The sequence below is a fragment of the Burkholderia guangdongensis genome (assembly GCF_013403875.1).
GTDB classification, from domain to species: Bacteria; Pseudomonadota; Gammaproteobacteria; order Burkholderiales; family Burkholderiaceae; genus Burkholderia; species Burkholderia guangdongensis.
In genome coordinates this window covers 23,918-37,681 of the sequence record NZ_JACBNX010000001.1, presented here as the reverse complement: position 1 = coordinate 37,681, position 13,764 = coordinate 23,918, and the positions used below count along the sequence as shown (strand labels likewise).

Sequence of the window (13,764 nt, the reverse complement as noted above, 5' to 3'; positions counted from 1 at the left end):
TTACACCAGCGGCACCGCGAGATTGATCGTCGGCATGTCGATCAGGCGCGTCGCCGCCCCGGAGATGGAGCCGAGACCGTGCTCGTCCGGCACCACGCGAACGTGGGCGATTTCACTGCCGAATTCGCGCAATACCGCCTGAATCACGCACGCGTCCGACATCGGCATCGCAAACCACAGTTCCGTCACGCGCTCGGCTCGCACGGCCGCCGCAAACGCGTCGAGATCGCCGAAGGTCGGCACCGCCTCGCGCGTGGTGAGGGCGTCGCCCTCGGGGTGATAGAGCGCAACGGCGCGGAAACCGCTTTCGCTCGCCGACGCCAGCCCGGCAATCACATCCGTCGCATACGCGCCGTCGCCGACGATCGCGACCTTGCACAGGTCGAACCCTGCGAGCCTCACGTGCGCGAGCACCGCGCACGCAAACACGCGAATCACGATAAAGGCAACGCCGGACAGGCCGGCCCAGTACGCGAACTGAGGCCATTCGACGAGGCCGGCGTCGGGCAGCACGGGCAGCAGCGCGAGCGCGCAGAGCTGCGCGACGAGCCAGCCCGCGCCCGTGCGCGCGATCAGCGCGGACAGCGGGCGACCGCGCCACGGCTCGTACACGCCGAACATCGAAAAGGCCGCGAGCGTCAGCAGCACGACGCATACGATGAGCCACGGCCCGGGCCTGTTGAGCGAGTCGTCCTCGACATGCACATAGGACGCGATAAATGCGCCCGACACGACGACCGCGAAATCGAGCGAGCCAGCAAGCATCGACCGGGTCGCGGATACGGCGGTTCTGCTCGTCGTGCGGCACACCATCGGCGGGCACACAGCCCCGTCATACACATTGCGGATCGCCGCGGCGGTCATCGAATCCCCTCCGCCGGCCTGCCGATTAATCGTCATACTTCCCCCGAATGCTTAAAGTGTTCCTTTCCGCTCTCGCGCAGGCGCTGGTCACCGCCTTTTTTCTTTGGAGCGCGGACAAACGGTTGGGCGGGAGCGCGTCACGCGCGCGATGGTTATGGGTTCCTTGCCTACCGTGCGCGAATACCTCCGCAATATCCGCGCCACCCACCGATCAAGAGGCAATAACGGCCCTTGCCGGACCGCATGGCCACGTGGCACGCAAACGATTTGCCGATTGATTTTTCAGGCGTTCTACCTGTCGCCGCGCAGCGCATTGCCGGCATGCGAAGGGAGCGGAAATGCGCTCGAATGACACCGACGTCACGTAACGTTTCCTGCCACGCTTGACCTGCCGTAACGTGACACGCGGACATTGCCCATTGCCCATTGCCGAACGACGCGAGCCGATCTCGTGGTCGACGCGACGCGGACGAAGCGGATATGCTGGCGCCCGGAGCCGCCGCGCGACGCGGCAGCGTGACCGACATCCACCGGAGCCCCCCGCCATGCCGCTGATTCAAGCCGCCGCCGTCCTCGAACCTGACGCCCCCAACTACGTCGTCGGCCTGCAAGCCGGCTCGCATGCGCTGATCGGCGACGAAGCCGAACGCGAAGGCGGCGGCAACCGCGGCCCGGCGCCTTACGAATTCGTGCTGACCGGCCTGGCCGCCTGCACGGCCGCGACGTTGCGGATGTACATGCAGCGCAAAGGCTGGCCGCCTTCGCGCATCGAAGTCCACACCGAGCTGCACGCGGACCGCGAAGGCGCCCAGTACGTGCGCCGCGTCGTGACGCTAGACGGTCCGCTCGACGAAGCCCAGCGCCAGCGCCTCGCCGAAATCAGCGAGAAGACGCCCGTCACGCTCTTCATCAAGCGCGGCACACGGATCGAAACGACGCTGCGCTGACGAAACGCGGACGCAAAAAAAAAAGCGGGCCATGCATCGTGCATGGCCCGCCCGTCGTCCCGACGCTCGCGCGTGGCTTACAACCCGAGCGCCGACAGATCCAGCTTCCCGTCCTTCATCGGCGGACACCAGAAATACGCGCCCGTCAGCGGCTGCGTGAAGCGGAACAGCCCGTCGACGATGCCGTCGTCGAGGCCGAGCATGCGCCGCATCTGCACCTCGAACGCGCGGAACGAATGCGCGAACGCGATGAAATACAGCCCCGCGCGGCGCGCATCCGACCACGGCGACGAACGGCGCAGCATGAACGCCTCCGGCTCGAAGCTCTCCTGCGCGGTGCGCTTCACGTGCGCGGACTCGGGCGCGTCGTCGAGCTCCTCGTTGTCCGACCGGCGGCGGCCGATCACGTTGTCCATGTCGGCGGACGTCGCTTCCATCTTCGCGAAGTCGTGCAGCCACTGCTGGACGACGACGAAGCTCGCGCCGTCGCGCCCCGCGCCCTGCCCGGCGACGAATGCCGTCTCGAGCGCGTCGTCGCCGGTCGGGTTCTCGGTGCCGTCCTCGTAGCCCGACAGATCGCGATCGCTGCCGTCGCGCCCGTAACGAAAGCCGTCGACCGCGTCCTGCAGCGCGAACGCCGGCGCGAGCGCGCGCTCGATCGCCCGCGCGCGCAGCGTGACGTCGCCACGATCGTCCGAGCGCAGCCAGACCCACAGGTCGGCGGGCGTCGACGGCACCGACAAGCCGTTCGCCGCGATCTCGGGGAACGCGCTCAGCCCGTCGATCGAGCGGCCGCTGTGCTCGACGAGCGAGCGCCCGATGCCGACCACGGCGCCGCGCCCGTCGACGACGTCGCGCAGCGCGCGAAGCGTCGCCGCCACCCGATCGGCGTTCGAGATCGTGAAAGTCAGGTATCGGGACGCGTCGTCGATCGGATCCAGAATGCCTTGCTGAACGTCGCTCATCGTTTCCTCGGAAAGTCTCGTGAATGGTCGAAAGCCGCGCCGCCCGACGGGCGCGAGCCCATGCGGTTCGGTCGGGCGCTCAGTCGGGCGCTCAGTCGGGCGCTCAGTCGGGCGATTTGATCGCGCAGTTTAATCGATATGCCGGCGCGCTTTCACCGCGCGGCCCATTCATCAGACATTGCCGCCTCCCGAGCACTGCTGATAGAATCCCTTCACGTCTTTTCGACGCCCTTTCAATCGACACGCAAAGGAGGTGCCTGATGTCTCGACCGCAGCCAGCGCCCTCGAGCGTGATCCCGCGGCGAAGCTGACCCAGCTCGCCGTCCGCGTCGGCCCGATCGGCCGCGCCCGTCCCGCCAGCCGTTGAAGCATCGCCCGCGCCGTTCGCGCGGGCACGGCTGTCGCGTTTTCCCGATTCGCTGAATCCATTGGAAAGTCCCGTCGCCGTACGCGCCGGGCACGCGCACATGATTCGACAAACGACCTCTCGCGGTGGGCAGGCCTTCCGCGCTGTGTTTGGCTTCACGTTCCGTTACTGGCGCAGGCAGCCGTGGCGGATCGGCGGCGTCGCACTGTTCGCGCTCGTCGCCGCGCTCGCCGACGTGCTCACGCCGATGTTCGCGGGCCGGCTCGTCGATGCGCTATCCGCCGGCGCGGCCGACCGCGCGGCCTCCGCACACGCTCCACACGCGACACACGCGACACACGCGGCGCTGCATGCCGCGGTCGAAGCATTCGCCGGCCTCGCCGCGCTCGGCATCGGCGCGATGCTGATGCGCCAGCTCGTCTACATGAACATCATCGCGCTGACGCTGACGATGATGAGCGAGATCGCGTCGGCGGCGTTCCACCGCGTGCAGCGGCTGTCGACCGACTGGCACGCGAGCAGCTTCGCGGGCTCGACCGTGCGCAAGATCACGCGCGGCATGTGGGCGCTCGACCTGCTCAACGACACGCTGCTGATCGCGCTCCTGCCGTCGCTGACGATGCTCGTCGGCGCGACCGCGCTGCTCGGCGCGCGCTGGCCGCTGATGGGGCTCGTGATCGGCGCCGGCTCGCTGCTGTACGTCGGCGTCACCGTCGCGCTGTCGCTCGGCTTCGTCGCGCCGGCCGCGCGGCTCGCGAACGCGTGGGACACGCGCGTCGGCGGCGCGCTCGCGGACGCGGTCAGCTGCAACGCGGTCGTCAAGGCGTTCGGCGCGGAGACGCGCGAGGAAGCGCGGCTCGCGCGCGTGCTCGGCAAGTGGCGGCAGCGCACGCGCCGCACGTGGGTGCGCGGCACGCTGAACGGCGGCGTGCAGAGCACGATGCTCGTCGCGATCCAGGCTGCGATCATCGGCACCGCGCTGCTGCTGTGGGCGCGCGGCGAGGCGGGCGTCGGCGACGTCACGTTCGCGTTGACGACGTACTTCATGCTGCAGGGCTATCTGCGCGACATCGGGCTGCACATCCGCAACCTGCAGCGCTCGGTAAACGACATGGAAGAGCTCGTCGCGCTCGACCGCCAGCCGCTCGGCATCGACGACCGTCCGGGCGCGCAGCCGATCGCGATCGGCGCGGGCGAGATCCGCTTCGAGCGCGTGACGTTCCGCTACAACGGCGACGACGACGCGCCGCTCTACGACGACTTCTCGATGCGGATCGCGCCGGGCGAGCGGATCGGGCTCGTCGGCCACTCGGGCTCGGGCAAGACGACGTTCATCAAGCTGATCCAGCGACTCTACGACGTGTCGGACGGGCGGATCACGATCGACGGCCAGGACATCGCGCGCGTGCGGCAGGATTCGCTGCGCCGCCAGATCGCGATCGTGCAGCAGGAGCCGGTGCTGTTCCACCGGACGCTCGCGGAGAACATCGCGTATGCGCGGCCCGGCGCGAGCCGCGCGCAGATCGAGCGCGCGGCCCAACTCGCGAACGCGCACGACTTCATCGCGACACTGCCCGACGGCTACGACACGCTCGTCGGCGAACGCGGCGTGAAGCTGTCCGGCGGCGAGCGCCAGCGCGTCGCGATCGCGCGCGCGTTCCTCGCCGACGCGCCGATCCTGATCCTGGACGAAGCGACGTCGAGCCTCGACAGCGAAAGCGAAGTGCTGATCCAGCAGGCGATGGAGCGCTTGATGGAAGGCCGCACGACGCTCGTCGTCGCGCACCGGCTATCGACCGTGCGCGCGCTCGACCGGCTGCTCGTGCTCGAGCGCGGCGCGGTGATCGAGGAAGGCAGCCACGACGCGCTGATTCGCGTCGACGGCGGCGTCTATCGCCGGCTGTTCGAGCGGCAGGCGCTCGAGCTCGCGAAGGGGCTGGCCGACGGGCCGGCGCCGGGCGATCGCGACGATCCGGCCGGCGCGGATCTGCGCGCGCAGGCGTAGCCGAGCCGGAGCCGCACGGCGAGCACCGTCACTCGCCCGGCTCCACCTCGCCCTTGCCGATCGCGACGCGCTGCGCGCGATAGATTCCCGCGTGCCCGGAAAACAGATAGGCGACCACGCACGCGACGATCGCATAGACGCCCACGTCCGCGCCGAACAGCTCGATGGCCATGATCGTCGACGCGATCGGCGTGTTCGCCGCGCCCGCGAACACCGCGACGAAGCCGAGCCCCGCGAGCAACGGCGCCGGCTGCGCGAGCAGCGGCGCGAGCGCGTTGCCGAGCGTCGCGCCGATGTAGAACAGCGGCGTCACCTCGCCGCCCTTGAAGCCCGACGCGAGCGTGACGACCGTGAACGCGAACTTGCCCGCGAAATCGTACGCGGGCAGCGCGCCGTGAAACGCGGCCTCGATCGTCGGAATGCCGAGACCGAGATATTGCGGCACGTTCAGCGCGGTCGCGGCCGCCGCGACGATCAGCCCGCCGACCACCGGCTGCAGCGGCGCGTAGCGGATATGGCGCTTGAACAGCGCGGACAACCGATGCGTGGCTTCCGCGAACAGCATCCCGACGACGCCGAACGCGATGCCCGCGACGACGGTCGCCGCGAGCCCGGCCGGGCTCACGCGCGGCACGAACGGAATCGCGTAGACCGTGTGATGAACGCCCCAGAGCCGGCACACGGCATCCGCGACGATCGCCGACGCGACGCAGCTCAACAGCGCGTCGTAGCGGACGCGGCCGATCGCGAGCACCTCGAGGCCGAACACCGCGCCCGCGAGCGGCGTGCCGAACACCGACGCGAAGCCCGCCGCGATGCCGCCCATCAGCAGCACGCGCCGCTCGTCGCGGCCGAGGCCGAACAGCTGCGTGACGCGATCGGCGAGCGCGCCGCCCATCTGCACCGCGGTTCCCTCGCGGCCGGCGGAGCCGCCGAACAGATGCGTGACGACGGTCGCGACGAGCACGAGCGGCGCCATCCGCTTCGGCACGAGCGCTTTCGGATCGTGGATCTCGTCGATCAGCAGGTTGTTGCCGCGCGCGACCGACTGGCCGAAATGGTGATAGACCCAGCCGGTCGCGAAGCCGGCCGCGGGCAGCGCCCACAGCAGCGCAGGATGCGCGACGCGCGTGCCGGTCGCCCAGTCGAGCGCGATCAGGAACAGCGCGGACGCGGAGCCGGCGAGCGCGCCGAGCGCGGACGACAGCGCGAGCCAGCGGCACAGGTAGCGCGCGGACGAGAACAGGTCGGCGGAAGAGAAGGATTTCATGATGGCCAGATTCGACGGAAATCAAACCTGGGCGGCAGGATACCGCATGGACGGCCTACGACCTCCCGAAACCCAGGACGCGTAGGCATCATCAGCCGGGCCATGCTGCACATTCTGCAACTCGCCGGCGGTTAAAGGAGGCATGCCATCTCCGTGGCGCGCATTGTACACTTCAGCGCGCCAGCGCGCCGAGCCCGTGCGCGGCGTACGACACGACGTAGAGCCCGAGCCCGATCAGCCCGCCGACCAGCGTACCGTTGATCCGGATGTATTGCAGATCCTTGCCGATGTTGAGCTCGATCTGCTCGGACATCTCGCGCGCGTCCCAGTTGCGCACGGTGTCGCGGATGTGGCGCGTGAGAAACGCCGCAAAATCCGGCGCCATCTCGTGCACGGCCTTCTCGATGTGCTCGTTCAGTGACGCGCGCAGCGTGCCGCTCTCGCCGAGCCGCGCGCCGAGCCAGCCGCCGAGCGACGCGGCCCGCCGGTGCAGCGCCGAATCGTCGCGTTCGAGATCGGCCTTCAGCCACGCGCGCAGCTGCTCCCACAGATCCTTCACGTAGACGTTGAACGCATCGCCGTCGCGGATGTAGCGCTTGATCTCCTCGCCCTTCTCGATGAAGCGCGGATCGTGTTTCAACCGGTCGACCAGCTTCGCGACCGTCGCGTCGAAGCGCTGCCGCAGCTCGTGCTCGGGATCCTCGGCGATCTGCTGCAGCACGCGGCTCACCGCGTTCGCGAGCATCTCCGCGCCGTTCTCGCCGATCCAGTTCTTCGGCAACAGCCGCTCGACGGTCGGATAGCGGTTCTTCAGCCAGTCGACGATGTACGCGGCGATCATGCCGCGGTTCTCCGGTTTCGCGAGCACGTCGACGAGCTGCGCGATGCCGTCGTCGAGCAGCGTCTGATGGCGGCCGTCCTTCGTCAGCGTGTCGAGGATCGCGCCGACCGACTGCGACAGGTCGACCTTGTCGACCAGCGCGCGGAACGCATCGCGGATGAACGTCTGGATCCGGCCGTCGTCGGTCATGTCGAGCGCGAAGCCCATCATCTTCGTCACGTAGCCGCCGAGCGCGTCGGTGTTCGCGGGCTCGGACAGCCACGTGCCGAGCCACTTCGCCGGATCGTGCTGGCGGATCTGCGCGACGAGCGCGTCCGGGCCGAGGAATTTCTCGCGGACGAACGTCGCGAGGTTGTCCGCGATCTTGTCCTTGTTCTGCGGGATGATTTCGGTGTGACGCGACACGATCGGGATCGGCACGCGGCGAAACAGCGCGACGACCGCGAACCAGTCGGCGAGCGCGCCGACCATCGCGGCCTCCGCGACCGCCTTGATCCCGTCGATCCAGACGCCGCGCGGCAGGAACAGCGTCGTCACGAACACCGCGGCCGCGACGAGCAGCAGCAGCAGCGCGCGGCGCTTGCTCCGGTTCAGTTCCTGGGCTTTGTCTGGCGTCATGGGCGCGTCGGCGGTTGGCGGAATCGCTAATATGCACTGATTCGACGGCGCTCGACAAACGTCGCGACGCGCAATGTTTTTCTCCCATCAACCGTTCCACCGACACGCACAACGACAAGCAAGGAGTCTCGACTTGAACATGCCGACCTTTGACGACCCCGCCGAGCTCAAGCCGAAATGGCAAGAGCGCTTCGCATTCTTCGACGCGTACGGCGCGCCGAACTCGCCCGAGTTCCGCGCCGCCCTCAAGGAGTTGCCGGGCCGCCAGAAGCGGCTCATCAACTACAGCTTCCTCGGGTTCTTCTTCGGCCCGTTCTATTTCTTCACGCTCGGCATGTGGAGGAAGGCGCTCGTGCTGCTCGCGATCTCGCTGGGCATCGGCGTGCTGGAAGCGATCGTCGTGATCTCGACCGGAATCGACATTCCGCCCGCGATCGACCTCGGGATCAACATCGGCATCGCGATGCTGTCCGCGATGACCGTGAACTACTCGTACTACCTGAAGCACGTCCGCAACAGCAACGGCTGGAATCCGTTCGAAGGCATGCGGATCGCGTAAGCGCGCGTTCGAAGGCCGGCGTTGCGCATTCGGCGGGGACTTGAAACCCGCCGAAGTACTGTATATATTCACAGTACTTCAACCCATATGGCCCGATTTCGGCCGCCGCCCGGCCGCCGGGCATTGCGAGACGCCATGTTCCAGCCCACCGCCTTCGATCCAGAACAGCCCGGCTTCGACCCCGTCCGTTTCGAACGCGCCGCGCAGCGCGCGGTCACCGATCTGCAGCGCGTCGTCGTGCCGATCGCGCAGCGCGCGCTCGGCCTGCGCCGGCGCGCGCATCCCGGCGCGGTCCGCACGCTGAGCTGGCGCGCGCTGCTCGACGTCGAGGAACTCGCGTTCTCCGCGCCCGGCTTTCGCGGGCGTCACGACGAAGCGATCGTCGGCGCGTTCCTCCGCGTCCACGACAGCCGGCTGCCCGGCCCGGATCTAGACGAAGCGGTCGACTGGCGCCGCGACGACGACGATCTGCCGGCCGTGTACCTGATCGTCCGTGCGATGCTCGACGCGGAAGCGGCCGAGGCGGCTTGAGTGGCTTGAGCGGCTTGAGTGGCTTGACACCCCTGAACCGGGGCATCTTTTCCGCCGCGCGCACGGTACGATCCTCGCCATATTCGCAAGGACCGCGCGACCGATGAACTCCGCCCACATTTCGCTGAGCAGCGCCGGCGAGCTGATCGCCAGCCTCGGCAGCCCGCTGTTCCCGTCCCGGCTCTGGGCGTGGCTGCGCAGCACGGCCGAGCCATACACGTATCACACGGTCGCGGCCCGCTACCGGCGCCGCGCGCCGTCGCAGCCGGTCGACGGCGTCGACGTGCTGTTCTTCGCCGGCGCCGGCGATCCGGACGACACGCGCCGCGCGATCGACCTGTATCAGCGTGGCGAATGGCGCCACGACACGATCCTGCCCTATGTCGAGCGACTGACCGATCCGCAACTCGTGTTCTCGCACAACAAGGACATCAGCACGGCAACCGAGTACGGCCGCCAGTTCGAGGCGGGCGAGCTCGGCGAGGACTGCACGCTGCTTAGCTGCGAGCACGACTACGTGTACGCGCTGTCGCTGTTCCGCCACCGCGACCATCCGTCGTTCACACTGCCCGAGCTGAGCCTGCTGCGTCAGCTCGGCGATTTCCTGCTGCCGCTGCTGGTGCAGCACGCGCGGCTCGCGAGCATCGCGCCGCGCTCGGACGACGAAGCGCTGCTGCAGCGCTTCGACCGGCGGGTCGCCGCGTCCGGCGCGGCGCTGTCGCAGCGCGAGCGGCTCGTGTGCCGCGCGGTGCTGCAGGGGCAACCGGTCGCGCAGATCGCCGGCGCGCTCGACGTGCAGGCGTGCAGCGTGCGCACCTATCTCGGGCGCGCGCTCGCGAAGCTCGGCATCGACAACCGCGCCGGACTGTTCGCGTGGTGCGTCGCCGGCGACGCGCCCGTGCCCGTGCCCGTGCCCGCCCGAACCAGCCCGAACCGGTTCGGGTAGCAGCCGGGCGGCAACCCTCCTACCCTGCAGCGGCTTTGTCGCACATTGTCCTCAAAACGAGGACAGACAGCGCCCGCCCCTCTCCCTAGTATCGGCACACACACACCGGACCCCGGCTGCGTAACCGCACGAAACCGGACGACCCGCAAGAACCACGCGGTTCGTCCGGCGCCACGCACGCGCCCGGTCCCCACAACCAGCACTGGAGAGAGACACATGCAATACGCGGATTCCGTCTATCTGAACGGCACGCTCTACACCGGCGACGCGAACCGTCGCTTCGCCCAGGCCCTCGCGGTGCGAGGCGGCAAGATTCAGGCGGTCGGCTTCGAGGACGAGATCCGCGCGCTCGCCGGCCCGGCGACGCGCGTCGTCGATCTGCGCGGCGGGATGATGCTGCCGGGCTTCATCGACGGCCACGTGCATCCGCTCGAAGGCCACCAGATCCTCGGCGATTTCGACCTGTCCGGCATCAACGACCAGCAGAAGATCGTCGACCGCATTCGCGAATGCGCGGCGGCGACGCCGAACGAGCGCTGGGTCTATCTCGGCGGCGCGAACTTCGGCGCGTTCGGCGCATACCCGACCCGCGAGCTGCTCGACACGATCGTGCCGGATCGCCCGCTGCTCGTCGTCGGCTTCGACGTGCACAGCGGCTGCCTGAACACGAAAGGGCTCGAGGCGCTCGGCATCGACGAGAACACGCCGGACATCTCGGGCGGCGTCTACGAGCGCGACGCGAACCGCGTGCCGACCGGCGTCGTGCACGAGGCCGCGTTCTACAAGATCTGCCCGCTGATTCCGCAACTGAGCCCGGCAGGCTACCCGAAGTCGCTCGCGAAGGCGCACAAGATGGCGCACGCGTACGGGATCACCGGCTGGTTCGACGCGCGCGTCGAGGAAGCGGAGCTGAAGGCGTACGCGGCCGCGCAGCGCGACGGCACGCTGAAGGCGTACATGAGCGCGGGGCTGTACGCGAACCCGCGCCGCGATCCGCGCGAGCAGGTCGAGCGTTTCGTCGCGTGGCGCAACGAGTACGAATGCGACAACCTGCGCCTGCACACGGTGAAGATCTTCATCGACGGCGTGCCGGAATCGAAGACGGCCGCGCTGCTGGAGCCGTACGCGGGCACCGACGACTGCGGCCTCGCGCTGTGGACGCAGGAAGCGCTGAACGAAATCTCGCTGCTCGCCGATTCGGCCGGCTTCGACCTGCACTTCCACACGCTCGCCGATCGCGCGGTGCGGATGGGCCTCGACGCGCTCGAATACGTGCAGCAGCGCAACGGCAAGCGCGACCGCCGTGCGCAGTTCGCACACCTGCAGATCGTCGATCCGGCCGACATGGGGCGCTTCCATCAGCTCGGCGCGATCGCGAGCATGCAGGCGCTGTGGACCGCCGCGCCCCCCGCGCAGCAGCAGCTCTATCGCGACCTGCTCGGCGCGGAGCGCACCGCGCGCAACTATCCGTTCCGCAGCCTGCGCAACGCGGGCGCGCTGCTCGCGGGCGGCTCGGACTGGTCGGTGACGACGATGGACCCGCTGCAGATCATCCAGACCGGCGTCACGCACGTGCTCGTCGACGCGCCCGGCACCGAACCGTGGAATCCGCACGAGCGGCTCGACCTGATGACGATGCTGGAAGCGCATACCGTCAACGCCGCGTACGCGATCCGTTTCGACGACTGCACCGGTTCACTCGAAGTCGGCAAGGATGCGAGCTTCGCGATCCTCGATCGCAATCCGCTGCTGCATCCGGTCGAGGAGCTGACGAGCGCACGCATCGTCGAGACGTGCTTCCGCGGCGAGGTCGTGTACGCGGCGCCGGGCTGGGCGGACTGATCCGGTGGGTGGAGCGCGAAACGTATCCACCCGTTTCCCCAAAATGAACGGCGCACGATGTCGTGCGCCGCGCATTCGTTTCATTCGATGCGCATCACATCCGCCGCGTGGCCGTCACGATGCGGCCGTCCACCGGCCGGCCTCCTTCGGTGCGCAGGTGCACGTGCAACAGCGCGGCCACCGACAGCCCGGCGGCGGTCAGCACCTCGCGCAGGTAGTCGTCGCGGTGGCTGTAGCGGCCGTGCGGCTGCAGGCGGTAGCCCGTCGCATCGCCGTTGCCGGCTTCGTCATAGGCCTCGACGCTGAACACCAGCGTGCCGCCCGGCGCCAGCGCGCGCGTGGCCGCGTGCGCGACGGCCCGCAGGTCGCCGAAGTAGCACAGCGTATCGGCCGACACGATCAGATCGTAGCTGGCGGGCGGGAGCGCCTCCATGAACCCGGTCAGTTCGGCCTTGGTGAGCGTGTGGTAAAGCTGGCGCGGGCGCGCCTTGGCCAGCATCCGCTCGGACAGGTCCACGCCGTCCAGCCGCCGCGCATACGGCGCCAGCAGCGGGCCGCACAGGCCGGTGCCGCAACCGGCATCGAGCACGCGCAGCGCGCCGCCAGGCGCCCCGTACACGTCGGCCACGGCCTGTGCCACCAGCGCCGGCGCGCGGTATTGCAGCACCGCGAGCTTGGCGTCGAAGCTGTCGGCGAAACCGTCGAATACCTGTTCCACGTACGCGTCGGCCGCACGCGCCGGCACCGTGGCGCCGGCACAGGCCGCCAGATGGTGTTGCGCGACGGGATTGCCGGGATCGTCCCGAAGCCAGTCGCGGTACACCTGCGCGGCCTCGTCCATGCGCCCGAGCGTGTAGTAGGCCATGCCCAGCGCCTCGCGCGCCGGCGCGTGGCCGGGCTTGAGCACCAGGGCCTGGCAATGGGCGCGCAGCGCTTCCTCGCCGCGCCCGAGCTGGGCCATCAGGCGGCCGAGGTTCGAATAGGCGTCCGCGTTTTCCGGCTCGAGTTCGATCGCACGGCGGTAGGCGGCTTCCGCGTCCGCCAGGCGGCCCTGCTCGCGGCGCAGCACACCGAGGTTGTTGTGCACGTCGGCGCGGCTCGCGTCCACGCGCGCCGCCGCTTCGTATGCCCGCGCCGCGTCGTCCAGCCGGCCTTGGCCCAGCAGCACGTTGCCCAGATTGTTGTGCCAGTCGAGCACCGTGGGATCCAGCGCGATGGACTCGCGGATCAGCGCCAGCGCCTCCTCGCTCTGTCCCCGCTGATCGCACAGCACGCCCAGGAAGTGCGTCGGGTTCGGATCCTGCGGGTCGAGGCGGTGCAGCGCCCGGTAGATCTCGGCAGCAGCGTCGAGCTTGCCCTGGCGATGCAGGGTCAGCGCCAGGCGCAGCGCGTCGTCGTACGACACTTCCGTCGACAGCGTGTCGGGCGCCTCGGGTGCGGCGTCGGACGGCGTCATGCCGTCCGGGACCGGGGGCGGCGCGGGGCGGCCGGTTTCACTCATGGGCGTCTCTCCGAAAGAGTCGTGTCTTCAGACACAAGACGCTTCGGCGCCCGGGATTTTGAAAACCCGTGGGATCGCGCCCCGGTTATCCGGCACGATGGCGGCGCACGCCTATCGACGCGCCTCCGGCAACGCGACATACGCGACGAGTTCGACGCGCATCGCCGGATGCGCGAAGCTCAGCCCGCCGACGCACGAGCGGTTCGGATACGGCTCGCGGAAATGGCGCCGGTATTCGGCGTCGAATTCGGCCATCTCCTTCACGTCGGACAAGTAGACGATCACCTGCGCGACGTCGTCCATCGTCGCGCCGGCGGCGGCGACCGCCTTCCCGAGGTTCGACAGCGTGAGCCGCGCCTGCTCGGTCATCGTCGCGTCGACGATCGCGCCCGACGCGTCGACCGGGCCGTGCGCGGTGAACATCAGGCCGGCCGCGCGCGTCGCCCACGAGAACGGCTGGTTGAGCTGCGGCAGATCGACAGGGATGAGTTCGGCCATCGTGGCCTCC

Annotated in this window: 12 protein-coding genes and 1 riboswitch; of the genes, 6 read left to right on the top strand and 6 right to left on the bottom strand. The window is 68.9% G+C overall.

The annotated features are described in order from the left end of the window. Nucleotides 1-765, bottom strand: a complete 765-nt coding sequence (locus tag HZI36_RS00175) for a Rossmann-fold NAD(P)-binding domain-containing protein (RefSeq protein WP_179400589.1) — start codon at nt 763-765, stop codon at nt 1-3. Between the two features lie 644 nt (nt 766-1,409). Between HZI36_RS00175 and HZI36_RS00170 the strand changes: the two genes are divergently transcribed. Then, nucleotides 1,410-1,811 carry an OsmC family protein gene (locus tag HZI36_RS00170; RefSeq protein WP_179400588.1) on the top strand — a complete coding sequence of 134 codons (402 nt, stop codon included), beginning with the start codon at nt 1,410-1,412 and terminating at the stop codon, nt 1,809-1,811. A gap of 77 nt (nt 1,812-1,888) precedes the next feature. On the opposite strand, the gene HZI36_RS00165 is transcribed toward HZI36_RS00170, so the two are convergent. Next, nucleotides 1,889-2,776: a Dyp-type peroxidase gene (locus tag HZI36_RS00165; RefSeq protein ID WP_179400587.1), complete on the bottom strand. Its 888-nt coding sequence runs from the start codon at nt 2,774-2,776 to the stop codon at nt 1,889-1,891. A gap of 467 nt (nt 2,777-3,243) precedes the next feature. Here HZI36_RS00165 and HZI36_RS00160 point away from each other — a divergent pair, with 467 nt between their 5' ends. Continuing rightward, nucleotides 3,244-5,148, top strand: a complete 1,905-nt coding sequence (locus HZI36_RS00160; RefSeq protein ID WP_179400586.1) for an ABC transporter ATP-binding protein — start codon at nt 3,244-3,246, stop codon at nt 5,146-5,148. Between the two features lie 28 nt (nt 5,149-5,176). Here HZI36_RS00160 and HZI36_RS00155 read toward each other — a convergent pair whose 3' ends face one another. Next, nucleotides 5,177-6,418 (bottom strand): voltage-gated chloride channel family protein, encoded by a 1,242-nt coding sequence (locus HZI36_RS00155; protein WP_179400585.1) that lies wholly within the window; start codon nt 6,416-6,418, stop codon nt 5,177-5,179. Nucleotides 6,419-6,493: 75 nt separating this feature from the next. Further along, nucleotides 6,494-6,580: riboswitch (Fluoride riboswitch) on the bottom strand. Between the two features lie 10 nt (nt 6,581-6,590). After that, on the bottom strand, nt 6,591-7,877 hold the full coding sequence (locus HZI36_RS00150) for a DUF445 domain-containing protein (protein WP_179400584.1): 1,287 nt from the start codon (nt 7,875-7,877) through the stop codon (nt 6,591-6,593). 139 nt (nt 7,878-8,016) lie between these two features. Between HZI36_RS00150 and HZI36_RS00145 the strand changes: the two genes are divergently transcribed. From HZI36_RS00145 to HZI36_RS00130, 4 genes are all read left to right on the top strand, one after another. Continuing rightward, on the top strand, nt 8,017-8,436 hold the full coding sequence (locus tag HZI36_RS00145; RefSeq protein ID WP_179401029.1) for a DUF2628 domain-containing protein: 420 nt from the start codon (nt 8,017-8,019) through the stop codon (nt 8,434-8,436). Nucleotides 8,437-8,571: 135 nt separating this feature from the next. Next, a complete protein-coding gene (locus HZI36_RS00140; protein WP_179400583.1) occupies nt 8,572-8,967 on the top strand; it encodes a DUF2471 family protein in 396 nt (131 codons plus the stop codon). Nucleotides 8,968-9,070: 103 nt separating this feature from the next. After that, the gene (locus HZI36_RS00135) at nt 9,071-9,913 is read left to right on the top strand and encodes a helix-turn-helix transcriptional regulator (protein ID WP_179400582.1); all 843 of its coding nucleotides are present in this window, start codon (nt 9,071-9,073) and stop codon (nt 9,911-9,913) included. Nucleotides 9,914-10,129: 216 nt separating this feature from the next. Further along, complete coding sequence (locus HZI36_RS00130; RefSeq protein ID WP_179400581.1) at nt 10,130-11,755, top strand: amidohydrolase; 1,626 nt, start codon at nt 10,130-10,132, stop codon at nt 11,753-11,755. 94 nt (nt 11,756-11,849) lie between these two features. Here the strand turns inward: HZI36_RS00130 and HZI36_RS00125 are convergent, their stop codons facing one another. Both HZI36_RS00125 and HZI36_RS00120 read right to left on the bottom strand, forming a co-directional pair. Further along, complete coding sequence (locus tag HZI36_RS00125) at nt 11,850-13,256, bottom strand: tetratricopeptide repeat protein (RefSeq protein WP_218883524.1); 1,407 nt, start codon at nt 13,254-13,256, stop codon at nt 11,850-11,852. Between the two features lie 111 nt (nt 13,257-13,367). Next, nucleotides 13,368-13,754: a RidA family protein gene (locus HZI36_RS00120; RefSeq protein WP_179400580.1), complete on the bottom strand. Its 387-nt coding sequence runs from the start codon at nt 13,752-13,754 to the stop codon at nt 13,368-13,370. Nucleotides 13,755-13,764 lie beyond the last annotated feature (10 nt).

Coding starts and splice junctions, on each gene's coding strand:
- HZI36_RS00175 (WP_179400589.1), bottom strand. CDS start 765: ATGCTTGCTGGCTCGCTCGATTTCGCGGTCGTCGTGTCGGGCGCATTT.
- HZI36_RS00170 (WP_179400588.1), top strand. CDS start 1,410: ATGCCGCTGATTCAAGCCGCCGCCGTCCTCGAACCTGACGCCCCCAAC.
- HZI36_RS00165 (WP_179400587.1), bottom strand. CDS start 2,776: ATGAGCGACGTTCAGCAAGGCATTCTGGATCCGATCGACGACGCGTCC.
- HZI36_RS00160 (WP_179400586.1), top strand. CDS start 3,244: ATGATTCGACAAACGACCTCTCGCGGTGGGCAGGCCTTCCGCGCTGTG.
- HZI36_RS00155 (WP_179400585.1), bottom strand. CDS start 6,418: ATGAAATCCTTCTCTTCCGCCGACCTGTTCTCGTCCGCGCGCTACCTG.
- HZI36_RS00150 (WP_179400584.1), bottom strand. CDS start 7,877: ATGACGCCAGACAAAGCCCAGGAACTGAACCGGAGCAAGCGCCGCGCG.
- HZI36_RS00145 (WP_179401029.1), top strand. CDS start 8,017: ATGCCGACCTTTGACGACCCCGCCGAGCTCAAGCCGAAATGGCAAGAG.
- HZI36_RS00140 (WP_179400583.1), top strand. CDS start 8,572: ATGTTCCAGCCCACCGCCTTCGATCCAGAACAGCCCGGCTTCGACCCC.
- HZI36_RS00135 (WP_179400582.1), top strand. CDS start 9,071: ATGAACTCCGCCCACATTTCGCTGAGCAGCGCCGGCGAGCTGATCGCC.
- HZI36_RS00130 (WP_179400581.1), top strand. CDS start 10,130: ATGCAATACGCGGATTCCGTCTATCTGAACGGCACGCTCTACACCGGC.
- HZI36_RS00125 (WP_218883524.1), bottom strand. CDS start 13,256: ATGAGTGAAACCGGCCGCCCCGCGCCGCCCCCGGTCCCGGACGGCATG.
- HZI36_RS00120 (WP_179400580.1), bottom strand. CDS start 13,754: ATGGCCGAACTCATCCCTGTCGATCTGCCGCAGCTCAACCAGCCGTTC.